Below are 17,381 nucleotides of genomic sequence, written 5' to 3' on the forward strand. Positions count from 1 at the left end.
GCTGCACGCCACCGGATGAGCGCCGCGCACGGATGCACGCGCGGACGCGGTGGCCGGCGTAGCGCGAGGTGGGTCGATGAGGATGTCGCATCAGCGCGGCATCCTCGTCGTTTTTTGGTCGGCCGCTGCCGCACAGTGCGCAGAATCTGTCCTCATGCAACCGAAGGTGCCGCAATGAACGAGACGCTCCAATCCCCTCCCGCACAGCAGGCCGAGGTATTGCTGGCCGGCCGGTGGCAACCCAGCCGCGCGGCGAGCGCCAGCTTCCGTGCCGCCGACCCGAGCACGGGCGAGGCGATCGGGCCGAAGTTTCCGGTCAGCGGGGCAGAGGATGTCGAAACCGCGGTTGCGGCAGCGCAAGCGGTTGCAGCGGAACTTGCCGCGGCACCGGTCGAACGGATCGCCGCATTCCTGGACGCCTACGCCGACGCACTGGACGCCGATGCCGACACCCTGGTCGCGCTGGCCCATGCCGAAACCGCATTGCCGGCGCCTACACGCTTGCGTGGCAACGAGCTGCCGCGCACCAGCGGGCAGTTGCGTCAGGCCGCCCAGGCGGTGCGCAGCTATAGCTGGACCCAACCCATCATCGATACCGCTGCCGATCTGCGTTCGCATCTGGCGCCACTCGGCAAGCCGGTGGTGGTGTTTGGCCCGAACAATTTCCCGTTCGCCTTCAATGCGATTGCCGGCAGCGATTTCGCCTCGGCCATTGCCGCGCGCAACCCGGTGATCGCCAAGGCGCATCCGCTGCATCCGGCCACCAGCCAGCGCATGGCGCAGCTTGCGCACACAGCCTTGCTTGCGGCGGGCCTGCCGGCTGCGGCGGTGCAGTTGCTGTATCACTTCGACAACGCCACCGGCCTGCGGCTGGCCGGCGATGCGCGGCTGGGGGCGATCGGCTTCACCGGCAGCCGTGCGGGCGGGCTGGCGCTGAAGGCCGCAGCCGATGCGGCCGGCGTGCCGTTCTATGCCGAGCTGTCCAGCGTCAACCCGGTGTTCCTGCTGCCGGGCGCATTGGCCGAACGCGGCGCGGCGCTGGCGCAGGAATTCTTCTCCTCGTGCACGCTGGGCAGCGGCCAGTTCTGCACCAATCCCGGGGTGGTGGTGGTGCCACAGGGCGAGGCCGGCGATGCGTTCGTGGCCGCGACCACGGCGCACTTCGAAGCCGCCATGCCGATGGTGCTGTTTTCCAGCGCAGGCGTGGAAGGCGTGCAACACGGTGTGGCAGCCCTGCGCGCTGCCGGCGCCGCGCTGCTTGCCGGCGGGCATACCGGCGAAGACGGCTATCGCCATGCGCCGACCTTGTTGAGCGTGGATGCGCAGGCGTTCCTCACCAGCCCGCATGCGTTGCAGACCGAGGCCTTCGGCCCGGTGAGCCTGCTGGTGCGTGCACGCGACGTGGCGCAGATGACGCAGATCGCCGCTGCATTCGAAGGCAACCTCACCGGCACCTTGTACCGCGCAACCGATGGCAGCGACGATGCGGCCTGGCAGGCCATCGCCCCGGTGCTGCGGGCGCGGGTGGGGCGCTTGATCAACAGCAAGATGCCGACCGGCGTGGCGGTGAGCGCGGCGCAGAACCATGGCGGGCCGTTTCCCAGCACCGGGCACCCGGGCTTCACCGCAGTGGGCATGCCCGGTTCGATCCGCCGCTTCGCCGCCCTGCACAGCTACGACGCGGTGCCGGACGCCTTGCTGCCGGCCGACTTGCGCCAGCGCAATCCGGGTGGCGTGGCGCGCCTGGTCGATGGGCAATGGAGCACCGCCGACCTTGGAGCCGGCGCATGAGCAGCCAGATCGGCGGGCTGTCGCTGGAACAGGCGCGCGCGCAATTGACGCCGTGGACGCAGCGCGCCGCGCCGATCGCCGCGCAGGAATACACACAGCGTATCGAACGCGCACGCCGCCTGATGCGCGCGCACGGCGTGGATGCGCTGTTGATCGGCGCTGGCACGTCGCTGCGTTATTTCACCGGCGTGCCCTGGGGCGCGAGCGAGCGGCTGGTCGCGCTGCTGCTCACGCTGGACGGCGACCCGGTGCTGATCTGCCCCGCGTTCGAAGAAGGCTCGCTGGATGCGGTGCTGAAGATCGCGGTCGCCAAACATCTGTGGGAAGAACACGAGGACCCGTACGCGCTGGTGGTGCAGGTGATGGACGACCGTCACGCGCATGCGCTGGCGCTGGATCCGGGCATCGCCTTTGCCGTGCACACCGGTCTGCGCGCGCACCTGGGCACGGCGATCCGCGATGCCGCGGCCATCATCGACGGCTGCCGCATGTGCAAGTCGCCGGCCGAGCTGGCGCTGATGCAGCAGGCCTGCGACATGACCTTGCTGGTGCAGCGGCTGGCCGCCGGCATCGCGCAGGAGGGCATCGGCACCGACCAGCTGGTGCGCTTCATCGACGAGGCGCACCGCGCGCTGGGCGCGGACAACGGTTCGACCTTCTGCATCGTGCAGTTCGGCCATGCCACCGCGTTCCCGCACGGCATTCCCGGCGTGCAGCACCTGCGTGCAGGCGAACTGGTGCTGATCGACACCGGCTGCACCGTGCAGGGTTATCACTCCGATATCACCCGCACCTGGATCTACGGCACGCCTGACGACGCGCAACGGCGCATCTGGGACCTGGAACAGGCGGCGCAGGCAGCCGCGTTTGCGGCGATCCGCCCCGGGCTCGCCTGCGAAGCGGTGGACCAGGCCGCGCGCAGCGTGCTGGAGGCGGCAGGGCTGGGGCCGGACTACCGCTTGCCGGGATTGCCGCACCGCACCGGCCATGGCTGCGGCCTGGCGATCCACGAAGCGCCGTATCTGGTGCGCGGCAATGCGCAGCCGCTGCAGCCGGGCATGTGCGCCAGCAACGAGCCGATGATCGTGGTGCCCGGTGCATTCGGGGTGCGCCTGGAAGACCACTTTTACGTCACCGATACCGGCGCGCAGTGGTTTACCCCGCCGTCGCCGGCGATCGACCAACCGTTCGCATGAGCCGTTACAGGCTCACGCACGCGTAGGAGCGCGCCCGGGCGCGACGGGCAGTCCCGATAAAGCCGTCGCGCTCAGGCGCGCTCCTACAGCCGCCATTGCATCTTGGAGTAACTGCATGAACCACCTGCGTCCCGTCGCCATCGGCCTGCTGGCCGCCGCCTTGTTCACAGCCTGCAAGCCGGCGCCGCCGGCAGCGGAAACGGCGGCTGCAGCCACCGCTGCGCCAACCGGCGAGCAAGCCGCCAAGGCCTTCGATGCGCTGCTGGACAAGCAATGGCAGTACCAGTTGCAGCACAACCCGGAGTTCGCCAGCATCATCGGCGACAAGCGGTACAACGATCGTTGGAGCGACTATTCGCTTCAGGCCGTGCAGGCCGAACGCACCGCCACTGCCGAGCTGCTCACGCAATTCGAAGCGATCGACAGCAAGACGCTGGACGAACAGCGCCAGCTCAGCCTGCAGATGATGCTTGGCCAGTTGCGCGACAAGCTGGAAGGCATCGACCTGAAGACCTATGCGATGCCGCTGGAGCCGATCGGTGGCATCCAGCTGGGGCTGGCCGGTTACGGCGATGCGTTTCCGTTCGAGAACGCCAAGGATTATCAGGACTACATCAAGCGCCTGCAGACGATTCCGACGGTGATCGACCAGGTGATCGCGGTGTCGCGGCAGGGCGCCAAGGAGGGGCTGGTGCAGCCGCGTTATCTGCTGGAGCGCCTGCCCGATCAGATCGACAAGATCGCCGCGCTGACCGGCGAGCAGAGCCCGTTCGCCTCGCCGCTGAAAAAACTCGACGCCGCGGTGCCGGCCGAGCAGCGCGCTGCGCTGCGCACGCAGTTGCTGGCCGCGATCGAGCAACAGGTGCGCCCGGCCTACGCCAAGCTGGCCGCGTTCGTGCGCGACGAGTACGCCGCGCGAGGGCGTGCGCAGGAAGGGGTATGGTCGCTGCCCGATGGCGAACGCCGCTATCGCTACGCCATCCACACCCAGACCACCACCGACATGGCGCCGGAGGAGATCCATCAGATCGGCCTGAAGGAAGTGGCGCGCATCGAAGGCGAGATGACGGTGATCGCCAAGGCGCAGGGCTTTGCCGACCTGGCCAGCTTCCGCAAGGCGGTGGATACCGACAAGCGCCACTTCGCCAGCTCCGGCGAGCAGATCTTGCAGCAGTACCGCGATTACATCGCCGCGATGGAACCTGAGTTGCCCAAGCTGTTCGGCCATTTGCCGAAGACGCCGTTGGAAGTGCAGGCGATGCCCGCATTCCGACGCAGCGCGCCCGGCGCCGAATACTGGCAGAGCAATCCGGAAGGCACCAAGCCGGCCATCGTCAAGGTCAACACCAGTGACTTCGCCAGCCGCACGCTGGTCAATATCGAAACCACCGCCTATCACGAGGGCGTGCCGGGCCATCACCTGCAGATCTCGCTTGCGCAGACGCTGCCATTGCCGCCGTTCCGCCAGCAGGCCGGCTACAACGCCTATATCGAAGGCTGGGCGCTGTACGCCGAGCGCCTGGGCAAGGAGATCGGTTTCTTCAAGGACCCGTACAACGACTACGGCCGGCTGTCCGGCGAGCTGTTGCGCGCCAATCGCCTGGTGCTCGACACCGGCGTGCATTACAAGCGCTGGAACCGCCAGCAGATGGTGGATTTCTTCCACGCGCATCCGTCCGATGACGAGCCCAGCATCCAGTCCGAAACCGATCGCTACATCGTCTGGCCGGGCCAGGCGTTGGGCTACAAGTTGGGGCAGCTGCAGATTCTTGCGCTGCGTGCGGAGGCGGAAAAAGAACTCGGCGATCGCTTCGATGTGCGCGCCTTCCACGATGCGGTGCTCGGCGGCGGCGCAATGCCGCTGGCGATGCTGCAGCAGCGCGTGCGCCAGTGGATCGCGCAGGCCAAGGCGGCGCCGGAGGCACGTGGATGAGCACCTACAGCGTCTGGCGCGCGAGCGCATTGAGCGTGCTGATTGCTGCCAGCCTGGGCGGTACCGTGTCGCAAGCACAGGCCGCAGCACCTGCACCCGCAGCAAGCACGCAAGACAGTGCAGCGGCACGCTTCAAGGCGCTGTACACGCGCGAATGGCGCTGGCGGCAGGCGCAGCTGTCCGGCGCGGTGGATGAAGACAACCAGGCCACGCAGGACAGGCAGTCCGACCATCTGCCCAAGGTCGATGTGGCCACGCAAAATCTGCGCACCGCGTACTGGCAGCAGACGTTGAAGGAGCTGGATGCGATTCCGGCAGCGCAGTTGCCGGCCGAAGATCAGGTGAGCTACCAAGTGTACCGGCAGCAGCTGCTGGTGCTGCTGGATCAGCAGCATTTTCGCGCCTGGGAAATGCCGTTCAACAGCGACTCGGCGTTCTGGAGCGACCTGGGCTTCAGCGCCGAAGCCAAGCTGCGCACGCGCGAGGACTACCAGCGCTATCTGAAGATGCTGGCCGATATCCCGCGCTATTTCGCCGAGCACACCGACAATATGCGTGCCGGCCTGGTGCGCGGTTTCAGCCAGCCCCGGGTGACCCTGACCGGGCGCGACCAGTCCATCGCCGACGTGGTGCAGGCCAAGGGCGAGGCCAATCCGTTCTACGCACCGTTCAAGCAGATGCCGGCCACGCTGCCTGCCGATGTGCAGGCGCAATTGCGCCAGCAGGCAGTGCAGACGATCGATACGCAGGTGCTGCCGGCCTACGCGAAGCTGCTGGACTTCATCCGCAACGAGTACCAGCCGCGCGCGCGCACCACGCTGGCCGGCGAAGCCTTGCCGGACGGGCAGGCGTATTACCGCGCGCAGATCCGCGAATTCACCACGCTGGAGTTGAGCCCGGAGCAGATCCACCAGATCGGTCTGCAGGAAGTGGCCAAGCTGCGCACGCAGATGGATCAGACCATCGCCGCCAGCGGCTTCAAGGCACCGGCCGGGCAGGCGGTGTTTCCGGCCTTCCTGCAGTTCCTGCGCAGCGACCCGCAGTTCTATGCCAAGACGCCGGAACAGTTGCTCAAGCAGGCCGCCTGGATCGCCAAGCGCGTGGACGCCAAGGTGGGCGATTACATCGGCCGGCTGCCGCGCCGACGCTTCGCGATCGAGCCGGTACCGCCGGAGCTGGCGCCGTTCTACACCGGCGGGCGTGGCGGGCCCGGCATCTATCTGGTCAACACCTACAATCTGCCGTCGCGGCCGCTGTACAACCTGACCGCACTGACGTTGCACGAGTCCTCGCCTGGCCACGCGCTGCAAATGCCGCTGGCGGCAGAGGCACAGGGGCTGCCGGAGTTTCGCCGCTACGCCTACATCTCTGCCTATGGCGAAGGCTGGGCCCTGTATTCGGAGTACCTGGGCCAGGAAATGGGCATGTACGACACGCCCTATGACCGCTTCGGCTATCTCACCTACCAGATGTGGCGCGCCTGCCGCCTGGTGATCGATACCGGCATCCACCACAAGGGCTGGACGCGCGCGCAGGCGCAGGCCTACCTGCGCGACAACACCGCCTTGAGCGAGCACGAAGTCACCACCGAGGTGGACCGCTACATCGCCTGGCCGGGGCAGGCGTTGTCGTATTACCTGGGCGAGCTGAAGATCCTGGAGCTGCGGCGCAAGGCCGAAGCCGCCCTGGGCGAAAAATTCGATCTGCGCCATTTCCATGATGCGGTGCTGCAGACCGGCTCGGTGCCATTGCCGGTGCTGGAGGCGCGCATCGACCGCTTCATCGCCGACGGTGGTGTCTCGCCGTATGCCGCCGAAGATGCTGCCGGGTCGGCGGCAGCAGCGGCCAAGGCCGCTGCCAGCGACTGATCCGGAACATCACCAGCCGACGTTCTTCGCAACACCAACCGCGCTATTCACGCTTCGGGGCGACCAATGACCACACACGGTGCGACCACGCAAGGCAAGTTCCACAAGCGACTCAGCCTGACCGACCTGACCTTTATCGGGCTGGGTTCGATCTTCGGCTCGGGCTGGTTGTTCTCGGCCAGCCATGTCTCTTCCATTGCCGGGCCGGCCGGCATCCTGTCGTGGATCCTTGGCGGCATCGCGGTGTTGCTGCTCGGCTTGGTGTATTGCGAACTCGGTGCCGCGCTGCCGCGCGCCGGTGGCGTGGTGCGCTACCCGGAGTATTCGCATGGCGCCTTGCTCGGCTCGTTGACCGGCTTCATCACCCTGATCGCGTTTTCCAGCCTGATCGCGATCGAGGTGGAGGCAGCGCGGCAGTACGCGGCGGCGTGGTTTCCGCTGCTCAACCAACCCGGCGGCAGCCATCCCAGCGTGTGGGGCTGGTTGGTGCAACTGGCCTTGCTGGTGCTGTTCTTCCTGCTCAACTATTTCAGCGTCAAGACCTTTGCGTTGGCCAACAACATCGTCAGCATCTTCAAGTTCCTGGTGCCGATCCTGGTGATCGTGCTGCTGATGAAGCACTTCAATCCGGGCAACCTGAGCGTGCACGGGTTTGCGCCCTCGGGCATGGCCGGGGTGGAAGCGGCGATTTCTGCCGGCGGCATCATCTTTGCCTATCTGGGCCTGACCCCGATCGTGTCGGTGGCCAGCGAGGTGCGCGACCCGCAGCGCAATATCCCGATCGCCCTGATCCTGTCGGTGGCCTTGTCCACGGTGATCTACGTGCTGCTGCAGCTGGCGTTTCTGGGCAGCATTCCCGCCACGCAACTGGCACCGGGCTGGAGCGGAATCGACAAGGTGTTTGCGCTGCCGTATCACGACATCGCGCTGGCGTTGGGGATGGCGTGGCTGGCTGCGCTGGTGATCTGCGATGCGATGGTCTCGCCCAGCGGTACCGGCAACATCTACATGAATGCCACCCCGCGCGTGGTGTACGGCTGGGCGCGTAGCGGCGGGTTCTTGCCGGTGCTGACGCGGGTGGATCCGCAATCGGGCATTCCGCGTCCGGCATTGTGGTTGAGCCTGGGCTTGTCGATCTTCTGGACGCTGCCGTTCCCCTCGTGGGAGACCCTGATCGGCGTGGTGTCGGCCGCCCTGGTGCTGAGCTACGCGGTGGCGCCGGTGACGGTGGCGGCGTTGCGCCGCAGTGCGCCGGACTTGCCGCGGCCGTTCCGCGTCCGTGGCCTTGCCGTGCTGGGGCCGCTGTCGTTCATCGTCGCCGCCTTGATCGTCTACTGGTCGACCTGGCCCACCTTGTCGTGGTTGCTGGGCCTGCAGGTGGTCGCGTTCGTGCTGTATGTGCTGTATCGCCTGCCATCGCGCCAGGGCAGGGCACGCCTGCTGCGCCAGGTGCGCGCATCGCTGTGGTTGATCGTGTTCTTCGTGCTGGTGATGGCAGTGTCCTGGGCCGGCACGTTCGGCGGTCACGGCTGGATCGCGCATCCGTTCGACACCTTGAGCGTGGCGGTGATTGCATTCTTCATCTATCACTGGGGCGCGCGTAGCGGCTTGCGCGGCGATGAGCTGGCGCTGGAGGAGGACGATGGCGAGTGAGCTGCGCCACGGCGCGGGTGCATCGCGCTGCTTGCGTGGCTGCTTGAACGGGGTGGCTGCGTGCATCGTGTTGCTGTCGACGGCGGCACAGGCCGCGCCCAGTGTGGCCGACTACCAACGCGCGCTGGGCTTGCGCGCGCACTGGAGCACGCTGACCGAGAACGTGGCCTGGCCGGCGCAATGGCAGGACAACGGCACGTTCTATTACCGCAAGACGGTGCCGGGCGGATTCGCCTTCGTCCGTATGGATGTCGCCACGCTGCAGAAAACGCCGGCGTTCGACCAGCTGCGCGTGGCGCAGGCATTGAGTGCAGCGACCGGCACACCCTACACCGCGTTGCAGTTGCCGTTCGAGCGCTTTGCCTATGCGCCGGACGGCGAGCGCAGCGACGGGGCGATTCGCTTCGCGCTTGGCGAAGCGCCCTGGCGTTGCAGCCTGACGGACGACCGCTGCGCCCGCGATGACGCCGCCACGCAGCAGCGTCCACGCGGCTTCGGTGTGGTGCGCGACCCTGCGGTGCCAGCCGACACCACGCCGCGCCGTTCGCCCGATGGCCGTTGGGAAGCGCTCGCCGATGGCTGGAACCTGCTGCTGCGTCGTGTTGCCGATGGCCAGCTGACCCGGCTCAGCGACGATGGCCGCGCAGACGATTATTTCGACCCGGAGAGCATCGCCTGGTCGCCGGATTCGCAGCGGCTGGCGGTGTATCGCGTGCGTCCGGGGTTGGCCCGCCGCGTCACCCGCGTGGAAGCGGCGCCTGCAGGCGGCGGCCAGCCGCGCGTGCATGCCCAGTTATATCCCAAGCCCGGCGATGCGGTGGATGTGGAGCGGCCGGTGTTGTTTGCCGTGGACGGCACACGCCGCGAGGTGGACACCGCCTTGTTCGCCAATCCGTATGCGCTGTCGCCGCTGCAGTGGCGCAGCGATGGCCACAGCGTGAGCTTCGACTACGTGCAGCGCGGCTTTCAGCGCATGCGGGTGATCGCGGTGGATGCGCAGAGCGGTCGCGCGCACGTGGCGGTCGGCGAAGATGCGCGCACCTTCGTCTACGCCGACCGCAGCTTCCGGCATGACGTGGATGGGCGCGGCGACGCGTTGCTGTGGATCTCCGAACGCGACGGCTGGCGGCACCTTTACCTGGTCGATGGCCGCAGCGGCAGGTTCAAGCGGCAGCTCACGCGCGGGCCGTGGATCGTGCGCGATGTGCTGCGCGTGGACGACGCGCAGCGGCGCATCTGGTTCACCGCCAGCGGCATGGATGCGGGCAAGGACCCGTACTACCGGCAGCTGTACAGCGTGGATTTCGACGGCCGCCAGTTGACCCGGCTGACCCACAGCGATGCCGATCATGATGTGGCGATCGCCGACGACGGCCGGCATTACGTCGATGTCTATTCGCGCCCGGATCTGCCGCCGGTGATGGAGCTGCACGCCATCGATGGCCGGCTGCTGCAGAAGGTGGAACAGGGCAAGATCGACAAATTGCTGGCCGCCGGCTGGCGCGCGCCGGAGACCTTCGTGGCCAAGGGCCGCGATGGCCGCACCGACATCTGGGGCATGGTGGTGCGCCCGCGCGATTACGACCCGCACAAGAAGTATCCGGTAATCGAAAACATCTACGCCGGCCCGCACGATTCCTTCGTGCCGAAGACGTTCTGGCCGTTTGGCTATCACTCCGGTGGCGACAAGCAGATCGGCATGCAGGCGCAGGCGGACCTGGGCTTTATCGTGGTGATGATCGACGGCATGGGTACCGCCAACCGCTCCAAGGCCTTTCATGATGTGGCGTGGAAGAACCTGGGCGATTCCGGCTTTGCCGATCGCATTGCCTGGCACCGTGCGTTGGCGGCCAGGGACCCTTCCTACGACATCGGCCGGGTCGGCATCTATGGCGCCTCGGCCGGTGGGCAGAGCACGCTGGGCGCGCTCGAGCGCCATCCGGACTTCTACAAGGTGGGCGTGGCGTTCGCCGGTTGCTACGACAACCGCATGGACAAGATCAGCTGGAACGAGCAGTGGATGGGCTGGCCGGTGGATGCCGGTTATGCGCAGGCCTCGGGCGTGGTCAATGCGGCCAAGTTGCAGGGCGACCTGCTGCTGATCGTCGGCGAGCAGGACAGCAATGTGGACCCGGCCTCCACCGCGCAGGTGGTCGATGCGCTGATCAAGGCCGGCAAGGACTTCGAGCTGCTCAACGTGCCTGGTGGCGAGCATTCGGTAGGCCGTTCCAGTGGGCCGATCGACTATGTGCAGCGTCGCCAGTACGACTTCTTCGTGCGCCACCTGCGCGACGAACCCACGCCGCATTGGAATTCACTACCGTCGGAGGCGCGATGACGCGTTTGCTTGCCCTGAAGATGCCGCGACCGCGCGGCTGCATCGCAGCCCTGCTGTGGTCGCTGGCGATGTTGGCCGGTTGCGTGCCATTGCTGGCCAGCGCGGAAGAACTGCCGCGCTTCGTTACCCAGAATGGCCGCCATGCGCTGTTCGTCGATGGCGCGCCGTACACCGTGCTGGCCGCGCAGCTGCACAATTCCAGCGCCTGGCCGGCGGTGCTGCCCAAGGCGCTGGATGAGGTGGTCGCGCTGCACGCCAACACGGTGGAAGCGCCGGTGTACTGGGAGCAGTTCGAGCCGGCGCCCGGGCGCTTTGATACCACCAACGTGGATGCCCTGATTGCCGGCGTGCGCAAGCGTGGCCTGCGCGTGGCCCTGCTGTGGTTCGGCAGCTGGAAGAACGGCCAGATGCATTACGTGCCGGAGTGGATCAAGCGCGACGACGCCACCTACCCGCGCATGCGCGATGCCAATGGCGAGCCTGTGGATGTGCTGTCGCCGCATGTGGCCACCAACGTGCAGGCAGATGTGCGTGCGTTCACCGCATTGATGCAGCACCTGCGCAAGGTCGATGGCGACCGCCACACGGTGATCCTGGTACAGGTGGAAAACGAGCCCGGCGCGATCGGCACGGTGCGCGACCATGGCCCGGCCGGCGAGGCGGCGTTCGCGCAACCGGTGCCCGCCGCGATCGCGCAAAAACTGGGCAAGCCGCAAGGCAGCTGGCAGCAGCTGTTCGGTGCCGAAGCGGCCGAAGCCTTCAATGCGCATGCGACGGCGGCGTATATCGAACAGGTGGCCGCGGCCGGCAAGCACGCCTATCCGCTGCCGCTCTACGTCAACACCTGGCTGCGCTACAAGGGCAAGCGTTACCCGGGCATGGATTATCCGTCCGGCGGTGCGACGGTGAATGTGTTCGCGCTGTGGCGCGCGGCCACGCCGTCGATCGACTTCATCGGCACCGATATCTACACCAGCGACTACAACGAGTACACCAAGGTCATCGGCCAGTACGCACGGCCGGACAACCCGGCCTGGGTCTCGGAGACCGGCTTCGAGGCGGCCACCGCGCCGTATCTGTTCCATGTGCTGGGGCAGGGCGGGATCGGCTTTTCGGTGTTCGGCATGGATGGCAACCAGGACAGCCAGGCCAACCGTGACGCGATCGCTGCACACGCCGCCAACTTCAAGCTGCTGGCCCCGCTGCAGCGCGTGATCGCCCAGGCCGCCTTCGACGGCCGGCTGCAGGCGGTGGCCGAACAGCCCGGCGCGCCGCAACGCACGCTGCGCTTTGGCGACTGGCAGGCCAAGGTGTCGTTCGGTGCGCCGATGTGGGGCGATGCGCCGGCGATCCTGCCCGGCAACGACGACCACGCCGGCCGGCTGCTGGTGGCGCAGCTGGGGCCGGAGGAGTTCCTGGTCACCGGAATGGCCGCGCGGATTGGATTTTTCCGCGAGGCGGCCGATACCCGTCATGGACAACTGTTGCGGGTGGAGCAGGGGCGGTACGTGGACGGGCGCTGGCAGGTCGAAAGACAGCTCAACGGCGACCAGACCGACTACGGGCTCAACTTCGGTCGTGTGGATGCGGCGGGAGAGGTGCCTGTGGTGTTGCGTGTGCGGGTAGGCACCTATTGAGCCTGCGTGAGGCGGCTGGGCAGCCGTGAGGTGGGCGTGATCGGAATCGATGGGTGGGACACGTCATTACGGTTCCTGTCAGCTGATTCCACCTCGTGAGACACGCTCGCCACGCGCCTCGGTGGGCGTAGGAACGACAGCAGTGCGGCGCGACTGCCGGCAACGATTGTGTTGATTGGTTGGTAAACAAACGTCATTGGTTATTTCTCTGTTCTGCACCGGAGCCATCATGAGCATCAGTAGCATCGCCAGTTCCGGAATGCAGGTCGCCGCACTGCGCCAGCAGGTGGCCGCCAGCAATGTGGCGCGTCAGCCGGTGGACGGCAGTCGGCGTCAGGCCGTTGCAGCCAGCACGCAGCTCAATGGTGGAGTGGCAGCCAGCGTGGTCGACGCCAACGCCGATCCATCGGCACCGGCCACCGATCTGGTCGAAGGCCTCTCGGCACGCAACGACTTCCAGGCCAACGCCACTGCGCTGCGGCGCTCCGACGAAATGCTGGGTAGCTTGCTGGATGTGCTGAGCTGAGAGCCTGGATTGGACGGAGGCCGGTTGTCGATCTGGTGCTTGGGGTACATGGCCGGCGCGCTAGTCCCACCTGGTGACACGACGGGCAAATGCACGTTCTGCGTGTCTGAGTCGGGGATTGATGGCTGCTGCTTATGTTGGTATCGATAACTATGGTTGTCTTTTCTGCGGGTGCGGGCAGCCCGCAGCGTAGAGCGGCTGATCTGTTACCTGGCTGCGGGGTCCTTGCCCGCCCACCGTCGCGGGACACGCCGCAAGTACGTCCGTGTAGGCTCTTACGCGGCATCCATGCCGCGTAAGGTCCCGCGACGGTAGGCGGGCAAGGACCAGTCGAGATGGTCGGTGTGCAAGGTCGCGAGCAAACCATGACGTGTGTTGCTTGGATAGCGTCGCCTCCGATCAGCCTTCCAATGCAGCCCGAGCAACAAGCAGATTTTTTGCCGAATCACCGACTAACTCTCTGATGCGGTGTTCTCGCCGATTGCGGGACCGTGCGGCGGCATCAAGGCCGCCACCGAGCCCCCACGGGCGGGTCCACGGGCGTGTCCGGCGAGCGGCGAGGGCACCGCGCCTTCGACTGACTCGCGTTTGGCCTGGAGCGTCATGCTGACGGCGTTGTACTCACGGCCCGTCACTGCCCAACACCTGCGCCGCATCCACGATATCCACGCCCTGCAGCTGTCCCAACCAGTTGTCGAACCAGGGCTTGTGCATGGCACCGACCACTGCCAGCACCTTCGCACCGGGTTGTTCGGCAAAGCTGGCGCGTACATTGGACACCATGCGCAGGTTGCGGATCTCCCAGCCGGACACGTAGCGATAGCCGTAGCGCTGCGGCGAACCCTCGCTCAGTGCGGCGCGAAAATCCACCGCGATGGCCAGCTGCTGGCTGGCCGGCAGGTTGATCGCGCGATAGAGCTCCAGCAACTTGCCTTGACTTGCCAGCTGGTCCTCGCGCTCACGCATGGCGCGCGCCCGCGGCGCGGCCTTGTCCCAGGCGGCCTGGATCGCCTTGCCGTACGCCGCCGGGTCGGCCAGGTCCACGTTGTCGCCGGTGTGATCGTCGGCCGGATGGACGCGCTGCAGGCCAAGGCGTGCCGCCAACCGTGCGGCGATCTGGTAACTCTCGTTGGGGCGCTGTTCCATGCTGCGCAGTCGCGCCACCAGCGCCGCATCCAGGCCATCGCCGCTGCGCTGTTCGGCTGGCGCAAGCTGCAGCCATTGCACCAGCGCGGATGGTGGCTCGCCCGAGGCCAGAAACAGCGCAGCCAGGTGCCGACGCTGTGCCGGTGTGGGCGCACTGGGCAAGCTGCGGAGCGCTGCACGGACCTGGCCGAGAGCGGTGGGAACGTCCAGCCCGGTGGCACGCGCCGCCTCGCTGGTGTCGGGGCAATAGGTCGTGGTGTCCTCGGGCAGATACACCGCCGGATGGCGCCGCATCAGGTCGCAGGTTTCGCCCGCCAGGTCCTCTGTGGTGATGATGGTGGGCGCGTACGCGGCCAGCCGGTCCATCAATGGTTGCAGGCGTGCTGCACCGATATCGCTGCCCTTGGGCAACTGCGACAGATGCACGCTGCCAAGCACCAGCACCTGGGTGCGTGGGGCGGCCATCTCGGCATCCACCTGCGATAGATCCACCTGCGCCTGCGCGATGCAGGGCACGATCAAGGCCAGCAACAGCCAGCGATGCGCCGGACGTTTCAGCCGCCTGGCAGACGCGCTGCCGGCATCGAAAAACCACGCTGCGGCGCGGGCACTGTGCGCAATGCGCGATGGGGATGGCTGCATGACGGTCCTTGTGGGTGGGCTTGGGTTGCGTGGCGGTCTGGCGACAGTGCTGCCTGCGTCTGTGCAGCCAGTGTGGCTGTCACCGCAGATGCCGGCGTGGCCAGAAAGTCACGTGGCTAAATGGCAGGGGGGCGGTGACTGGGCGCTGCGCCGTTGCTGCGATGGCAGCGCAGCAACAGCTGCTTGTGTGCGGATTTCCGCATACGTGCCAGACAGCTGCCACAAGACGCAAGCCGCGCTGTCGCGCAGGATGTGGATGAGATCAACCGAGGGCGCGACGATGGACCGCAGAAGCTTTTTGCGTCAGGGCATGGCGGCAACCGCGGCGGTGGGCGCGGGTGCCGCGCTCGCGCTGCCGGGCATGCCGCACACCCCGGCGACGTTGGCACCACCGGCGCTGCCGCGTCTTGAGGCGCTGCCATCGGCCGCGCATGTGGGCAGCAAGCTGTGCAGTTTTGAACACCTGCAGCAGCAGTGGACCGTCTACGAGCATCTCGACAACCCGCAGGGCCAGCTGACGCTGTGGACCGACAGCGGCATGCTGCGCCTGGACAAACGTACCGAGCCGGCCTACCCGGCCGAGGGCAAGCCGTACTTCGGGATGTCGCTGGCCGAGGTGGCGATGGCCGAGGCGGATCTGCTCGCCGACCGCCTGCTGCGCGATGGCGACCCGGACGAGGCGCAGGTGCGCGATGTCGCGCCGCCGCCGGCCTCGCTGCTCGACCCCAAGGACAATGGTGGCCGCTGGCCGTGGACCACCTTCGTCGGCACGCGCGAAAGCCTGGATACCATGCCGATCCTGCCCAACGGCCGCAGCCGCACCTCGCGGCCGGAACACGCCTTCGCCGAGTTGGGCGAAGAGGCGTTGATCAAACGGCGCGAGGAAGGCCTGCTGGGTGGCTGGATGCCGGCGGTACGCAAGGTGATGCGGCGCGAGGGCGAGGCCGATAGCTGGTACGACGTGCTGGTGTTCGCCGATGTGCGTGCCAGTGATCGCTTCGTGGTGCAGACCTGGCATCGCACGATGCACGTACGCGGCGGCGAGATCGTCGGCGTGCATTACACCCACAGCTATCCCGCGTTTGCACCGTCGCGCAAGCCGGCCACCGCTGAGCAGTTCTACGCGGGGTTGATCGATTTCGCCGCGTACTGGCAGCAGGCCCTGGACGGCACGGTGCAGGCGCAGCTGCCCGATGCCAGCTGGAGCGACATGGCGCAGTTCGCGTTCGCACGCGAGCTGGTGGTGCGCCCCGGTGGCGATTATCCGAAGTACGGCGCGGTGGAGCGCGACTACTATGGCAACGAGTACGACGGTTTCCAGGACACCTTTACCAGCTCGTTCTACGCCAACCTGGAATGGGGCCGCTTTGCGCAGGCCGCTGCGGTACTGGACAACTACTTCGACGACTTCGTGCAGGACGATGGCCTGCCGAACATGCGCGGGCCGGAAGTCGGGCAGTTCGGGCTGACCCTGTCGCTGCTGGCGCGCTATCTGCGCTATACCGGCGATGCGGCCCGGCTGCGCCGCCTGCTGCCCAAGATCGCCGCCACCGCGCAGCTGCTGTGCGAGCTGCACGACCAGGCGCTGGCATTACCGCGCAACGCGCATGGCCATGGCCTGCTGCACGGCTGGAACGAATCAGATGCCTGCCTGTTCCCCGACCCGTCGCTGTGGTGGAAACCGTACTACGCCAACAGCGCGCTGACGATACGCGGCTGGGAAGACATCGCCCAGGTCTGGAGCACGCTCGGTGGCGATGCCGGTCTGGCCACGCAATGGCAGCATCGCGCCAGGCAGTTGCGCGCGAGGCTGGAGGCCAGCCTGCGTGCCAACGTGCGCCGCGATCTGTCGCCGCCGTATATCGGCCCGCTGCCGGGCACCAAACTCACGTTTCGCCAGTCGCTGCTGCAGGAAAAGCCCAGCGAGCAGCAATGGCCGCACCGCGCGTATGCGGAATTGCTGCAGGCCGATGTGCTGCCCGACGACCTGGCCAACCTGGTGATCGATTGCCTGCGCGGCCATGGCGGCACCAGCATCGGCGTGGTGGCCAACATCGCGCCGCCGGAGCCGGGCAGCCGCGATCTGCTCGGCTTCATTTCCTACGGCTATGCGCAACAGCTGCTGCGGCTGGATCGCATCGAAGAGTATCTGTTGTTCGTCTATGCGCACCGCTACCAGGTGCATACGCGCGGCAGCTGGACCGCCGGCGAGGTCAGCGGCATCACCGGTGGCATGCCGCTGTTCTGCATCCCCGCCCAGATGACCATCCCGTTGCTGCTGCGCTGGATGCTGGTCAGCGACGACAGCGCAGGCGAGCAGTTGTTCCTTGCGCGTGCGCTGCCGCGCGCATGGCTGGGCAGTGGCGCCGCGATCGGCATCACCGCAGCGCCCACACGCTGGGGCAAGCTCACGCTGACCTTGCGCGCCGACGTGGCGGCACGCCGCATCGATGCCGAGGTGCAACTGCCGGAACGGTCACCCAGGCACACCTGGCTGAGCCTGCGCGTGCCCAAGGGTAAGAAGCTCACCCGCGTGCTCGTCGACGGCAAGCCGGCGCGTCCACAGGGCCCGCATGCCGATCGCGTGGCATTGCCCGGCAGCACAGCAGCGGTGAAGGTGCAGGCCTGGTACGGGTGATGGCCCATTGGCG

At 67.0% G+C, this 17,381-nt stretch carries 10 protein-coding genes; 9 read left to right on the plus strand and 1 reads right to left on the minus strand.

Annotated elements, in window-relative coordinates; genetic code table 11:
* Nucleotides 1–174: 174 nt before the first annotated feature.
* From DYQ94_RS19930 to DYQ94_RS19965, 8 genes are all read left to right on the plus strand, one after another.
* Complete coding sequence (locus DYQ94_RS19930) at nt 175–1,791, plus strand: aldehyde dehydrogenase family protein (RefSeq protein ID WP_126966015.1); 1,617 nt, start codon at nt 175–177, stop codon at nt 1,789–1,791.
* Nucleotides 1,788–2,987, plus strand: coding sequence for a M24 family metallopeptidase (locus tag DYQ94_RS19935; protein WP_126966016.1), 1,200 nt, complete (start codon nt 1,788–1,790; stop codon nt 2,985–2,987). Before DYQ94_RS19930 ends, DYQ94_RS19935 begins: the two co-directional genes overlap by 4 nt.
* A gap of 115 nt (nt 2,988–3,102) precedes the next feature.
* Nucleotides 3,103–4,920: a DUF885 domain-containing protein gene (locus DYQ94_RS19940; protein WP_160954479.1), complete on the plus strand. Its 1,818-nt coding sequence runs from the start codon at nt 3,103–3,105 to the stop codon at nt 4,918–4,920.
* Nucleotides 4,917–6,788, plus strand: coding sequence for a DUF885 domain-containing protein (locus DYQ94_RS19945; protein WP_160954480.1), 1,872 nt, complete (start codon nt 4,917–4,919; stop codon nt 6,786–6,788). Before DYQ94_RS19940 ends, DYQ94_RS19945 begins: the two co-directional genes overlap by 4 nt.
* A gap of 66 nt (nt 6,789–6,854) precedes the next feature.
* Nucleotides 6,855–8,441, plus strand: coding sequence for an APC family permease (locus tag DYQ94_RS19950; protein ID WP_126966018.1), 1,587 nt, complete (start codon nt 6,855–6,857; stop codon nt 8,439–8,441).
* Entirely contained in the window at nt 8,431–10,779 is a 2,349-nt protein-coding gene (locus tag DYQ94_RS19955; protein WP_126966019.1) for a S9 family peptidase, read from the plus strand. The genes DYQ94_RS19950 and DYQ94_RS19955 overlap by 11 nt, the downstream gene beginning before the upstream one ends.
* Nucleotides 10,776–12,416 carry a DUF5597 domain-containing protein gene (locus tag DYQ94_RS19960; RefSeq protein ID WP_164738896.1) on the plus strand — a complete coding sequence of 547 codons (1,641 nt, stop codon included), beginning with the start codon at nt 10,776–10,778 and terminating at the stop codon, nt 12,414–12,416. The genes DYQ94_RS19955 and DYQ94_RS19960 overlap by 4 nt, the downstream gene beginning before the upstream one ends.
* Nucleotides 12,417–12,645: 229 nt before the next feature.
* Nucleotides 12,646–12,942 (plus strand): flagellar basal body rod protein FlgC, encoded by a 297-nt coding sequence (locus DYQ94_RS19965; RefSeq protein ID WP_126966020.1) that lies wholly within the window; start codon nt 12,646–12,648, stop codon nt 12,940–12,942.
* Between the two features lie 621 nt (nt 12,943–13,563).
* Here the strand turns inward: DYQ94_RS19965 and DYQ94_RS19970 are convergent.
* Nucleotides 13,564–14,730 carry a DUF5694 domain-containing protein gene (locus DYQ94_RS19970; RefSeq protein ID WP_237474867.1) on the minus strand — a complete coding sequence of 389 codons (1,167 nt, stop codon included), beginning with the start codon at nt 14,728–14,730 and terminating at the stop codon, nt 13,564–13,566.
* 280 nt (nt 14,731–15,010) lie between these two features.
* On the opposite strand from DYQ94_RS19970, the gene DYQ94_RS19975 reads away from it, so the two are divergent.
* The gene (locus tag DYQ94_RS19975) at nt 15,011–17,368 is read left to right on the plus strand and encodes a glucosidase family protein (protein ID WP_126966021.1); all 2,358 of its coding nucleotides are present in this window, start codon (nt 15,011–15,013) and stop codon (nt 17,366–17,368) included.
* Nucleotides 17,369–17,381 lie beyond the last annotated feature (13 nt).

Source organism: Xanthomonas sp. LMG 8993 (assembly GCF_009835065.2).
Taxonomy (GTDB): Bacteria; Pseudomonadota; Gammaproteobacteria; order Xanthomonadales; family Xanthomonadaceae; genus Xanthomonas; species Xanthomonas arboricola.

Coding starts and splice junctions, on each gene's coding strand:
- DYQ94_RS19945 (WP_160954480.1), top strand. CDS start 4,917: ATGAGCACCTACAGCGTCTGGCGCGCGAGCGCATTGAGCGTGCTGATT.
- DYQ94_RS19975 (WP_126966021.1), top strand. CDS start 15,011: ATGGACCGCAGAAGCTTTTTGCGTCAGGGCATGGCGGCAACCGCGGCG.
- DYQ94_RS19970 (WP_237474867.1), bottom strand. CDS start 14,730: ATGCAGCCATCCCCATCGCGCATTGCGCACAGTGCCCGCGCCGCAGCG.
- DYQ94_RS19930 (WP_126966015.1), top strand. CDS start 175: ATGAACGAGACGCTCCAATCCCCTCCCGCACAGCAGGCCGAGGTATTG.
- DYQ94_RS19955 (WP_126966019.1), top strand. CDS start 8,431: ATGGCGAGTGAGCTGCGCCACGGCGCGGGTGCATCGCGCTGCTTGCGT.
- DYQ94_RS19935 (WP_126966016.1), top strand. CDS start 1,788: ATGAGCAGCCAGATCGGCGGGCTGTCGCTGGAACAGGCGCGCGCGCAA.
- DYQ94_RS19965 (WP_126966020.1), top strand. CDS start 12,646: ATGAGCATCAGTAGCATCGCCAGTTCCGGAATGCAGGTCGCCGCACTG.
- DYQ94_RS19960 (WP_164738896.1), top strand. CDS start 10,776: ATGACGCGTTTGCTTGCCCTGAAGATGCCGCGACCGCGCGGCTGCATC.
- DYQ94_RS19940 (WP_160954479.1), top strand. CDS start 3,103: ATGAACCACCTGCGTCCCGTCGCCATCGGCCTGCTGGCCGCCGCCTTG.
- DYQ94_RS19950 (WP_126966018.1), top strand. CDS start 6,855: ATGACCACACACGGTGCGACCACGCAAGGCAAGTTCCACAAGCGACTC.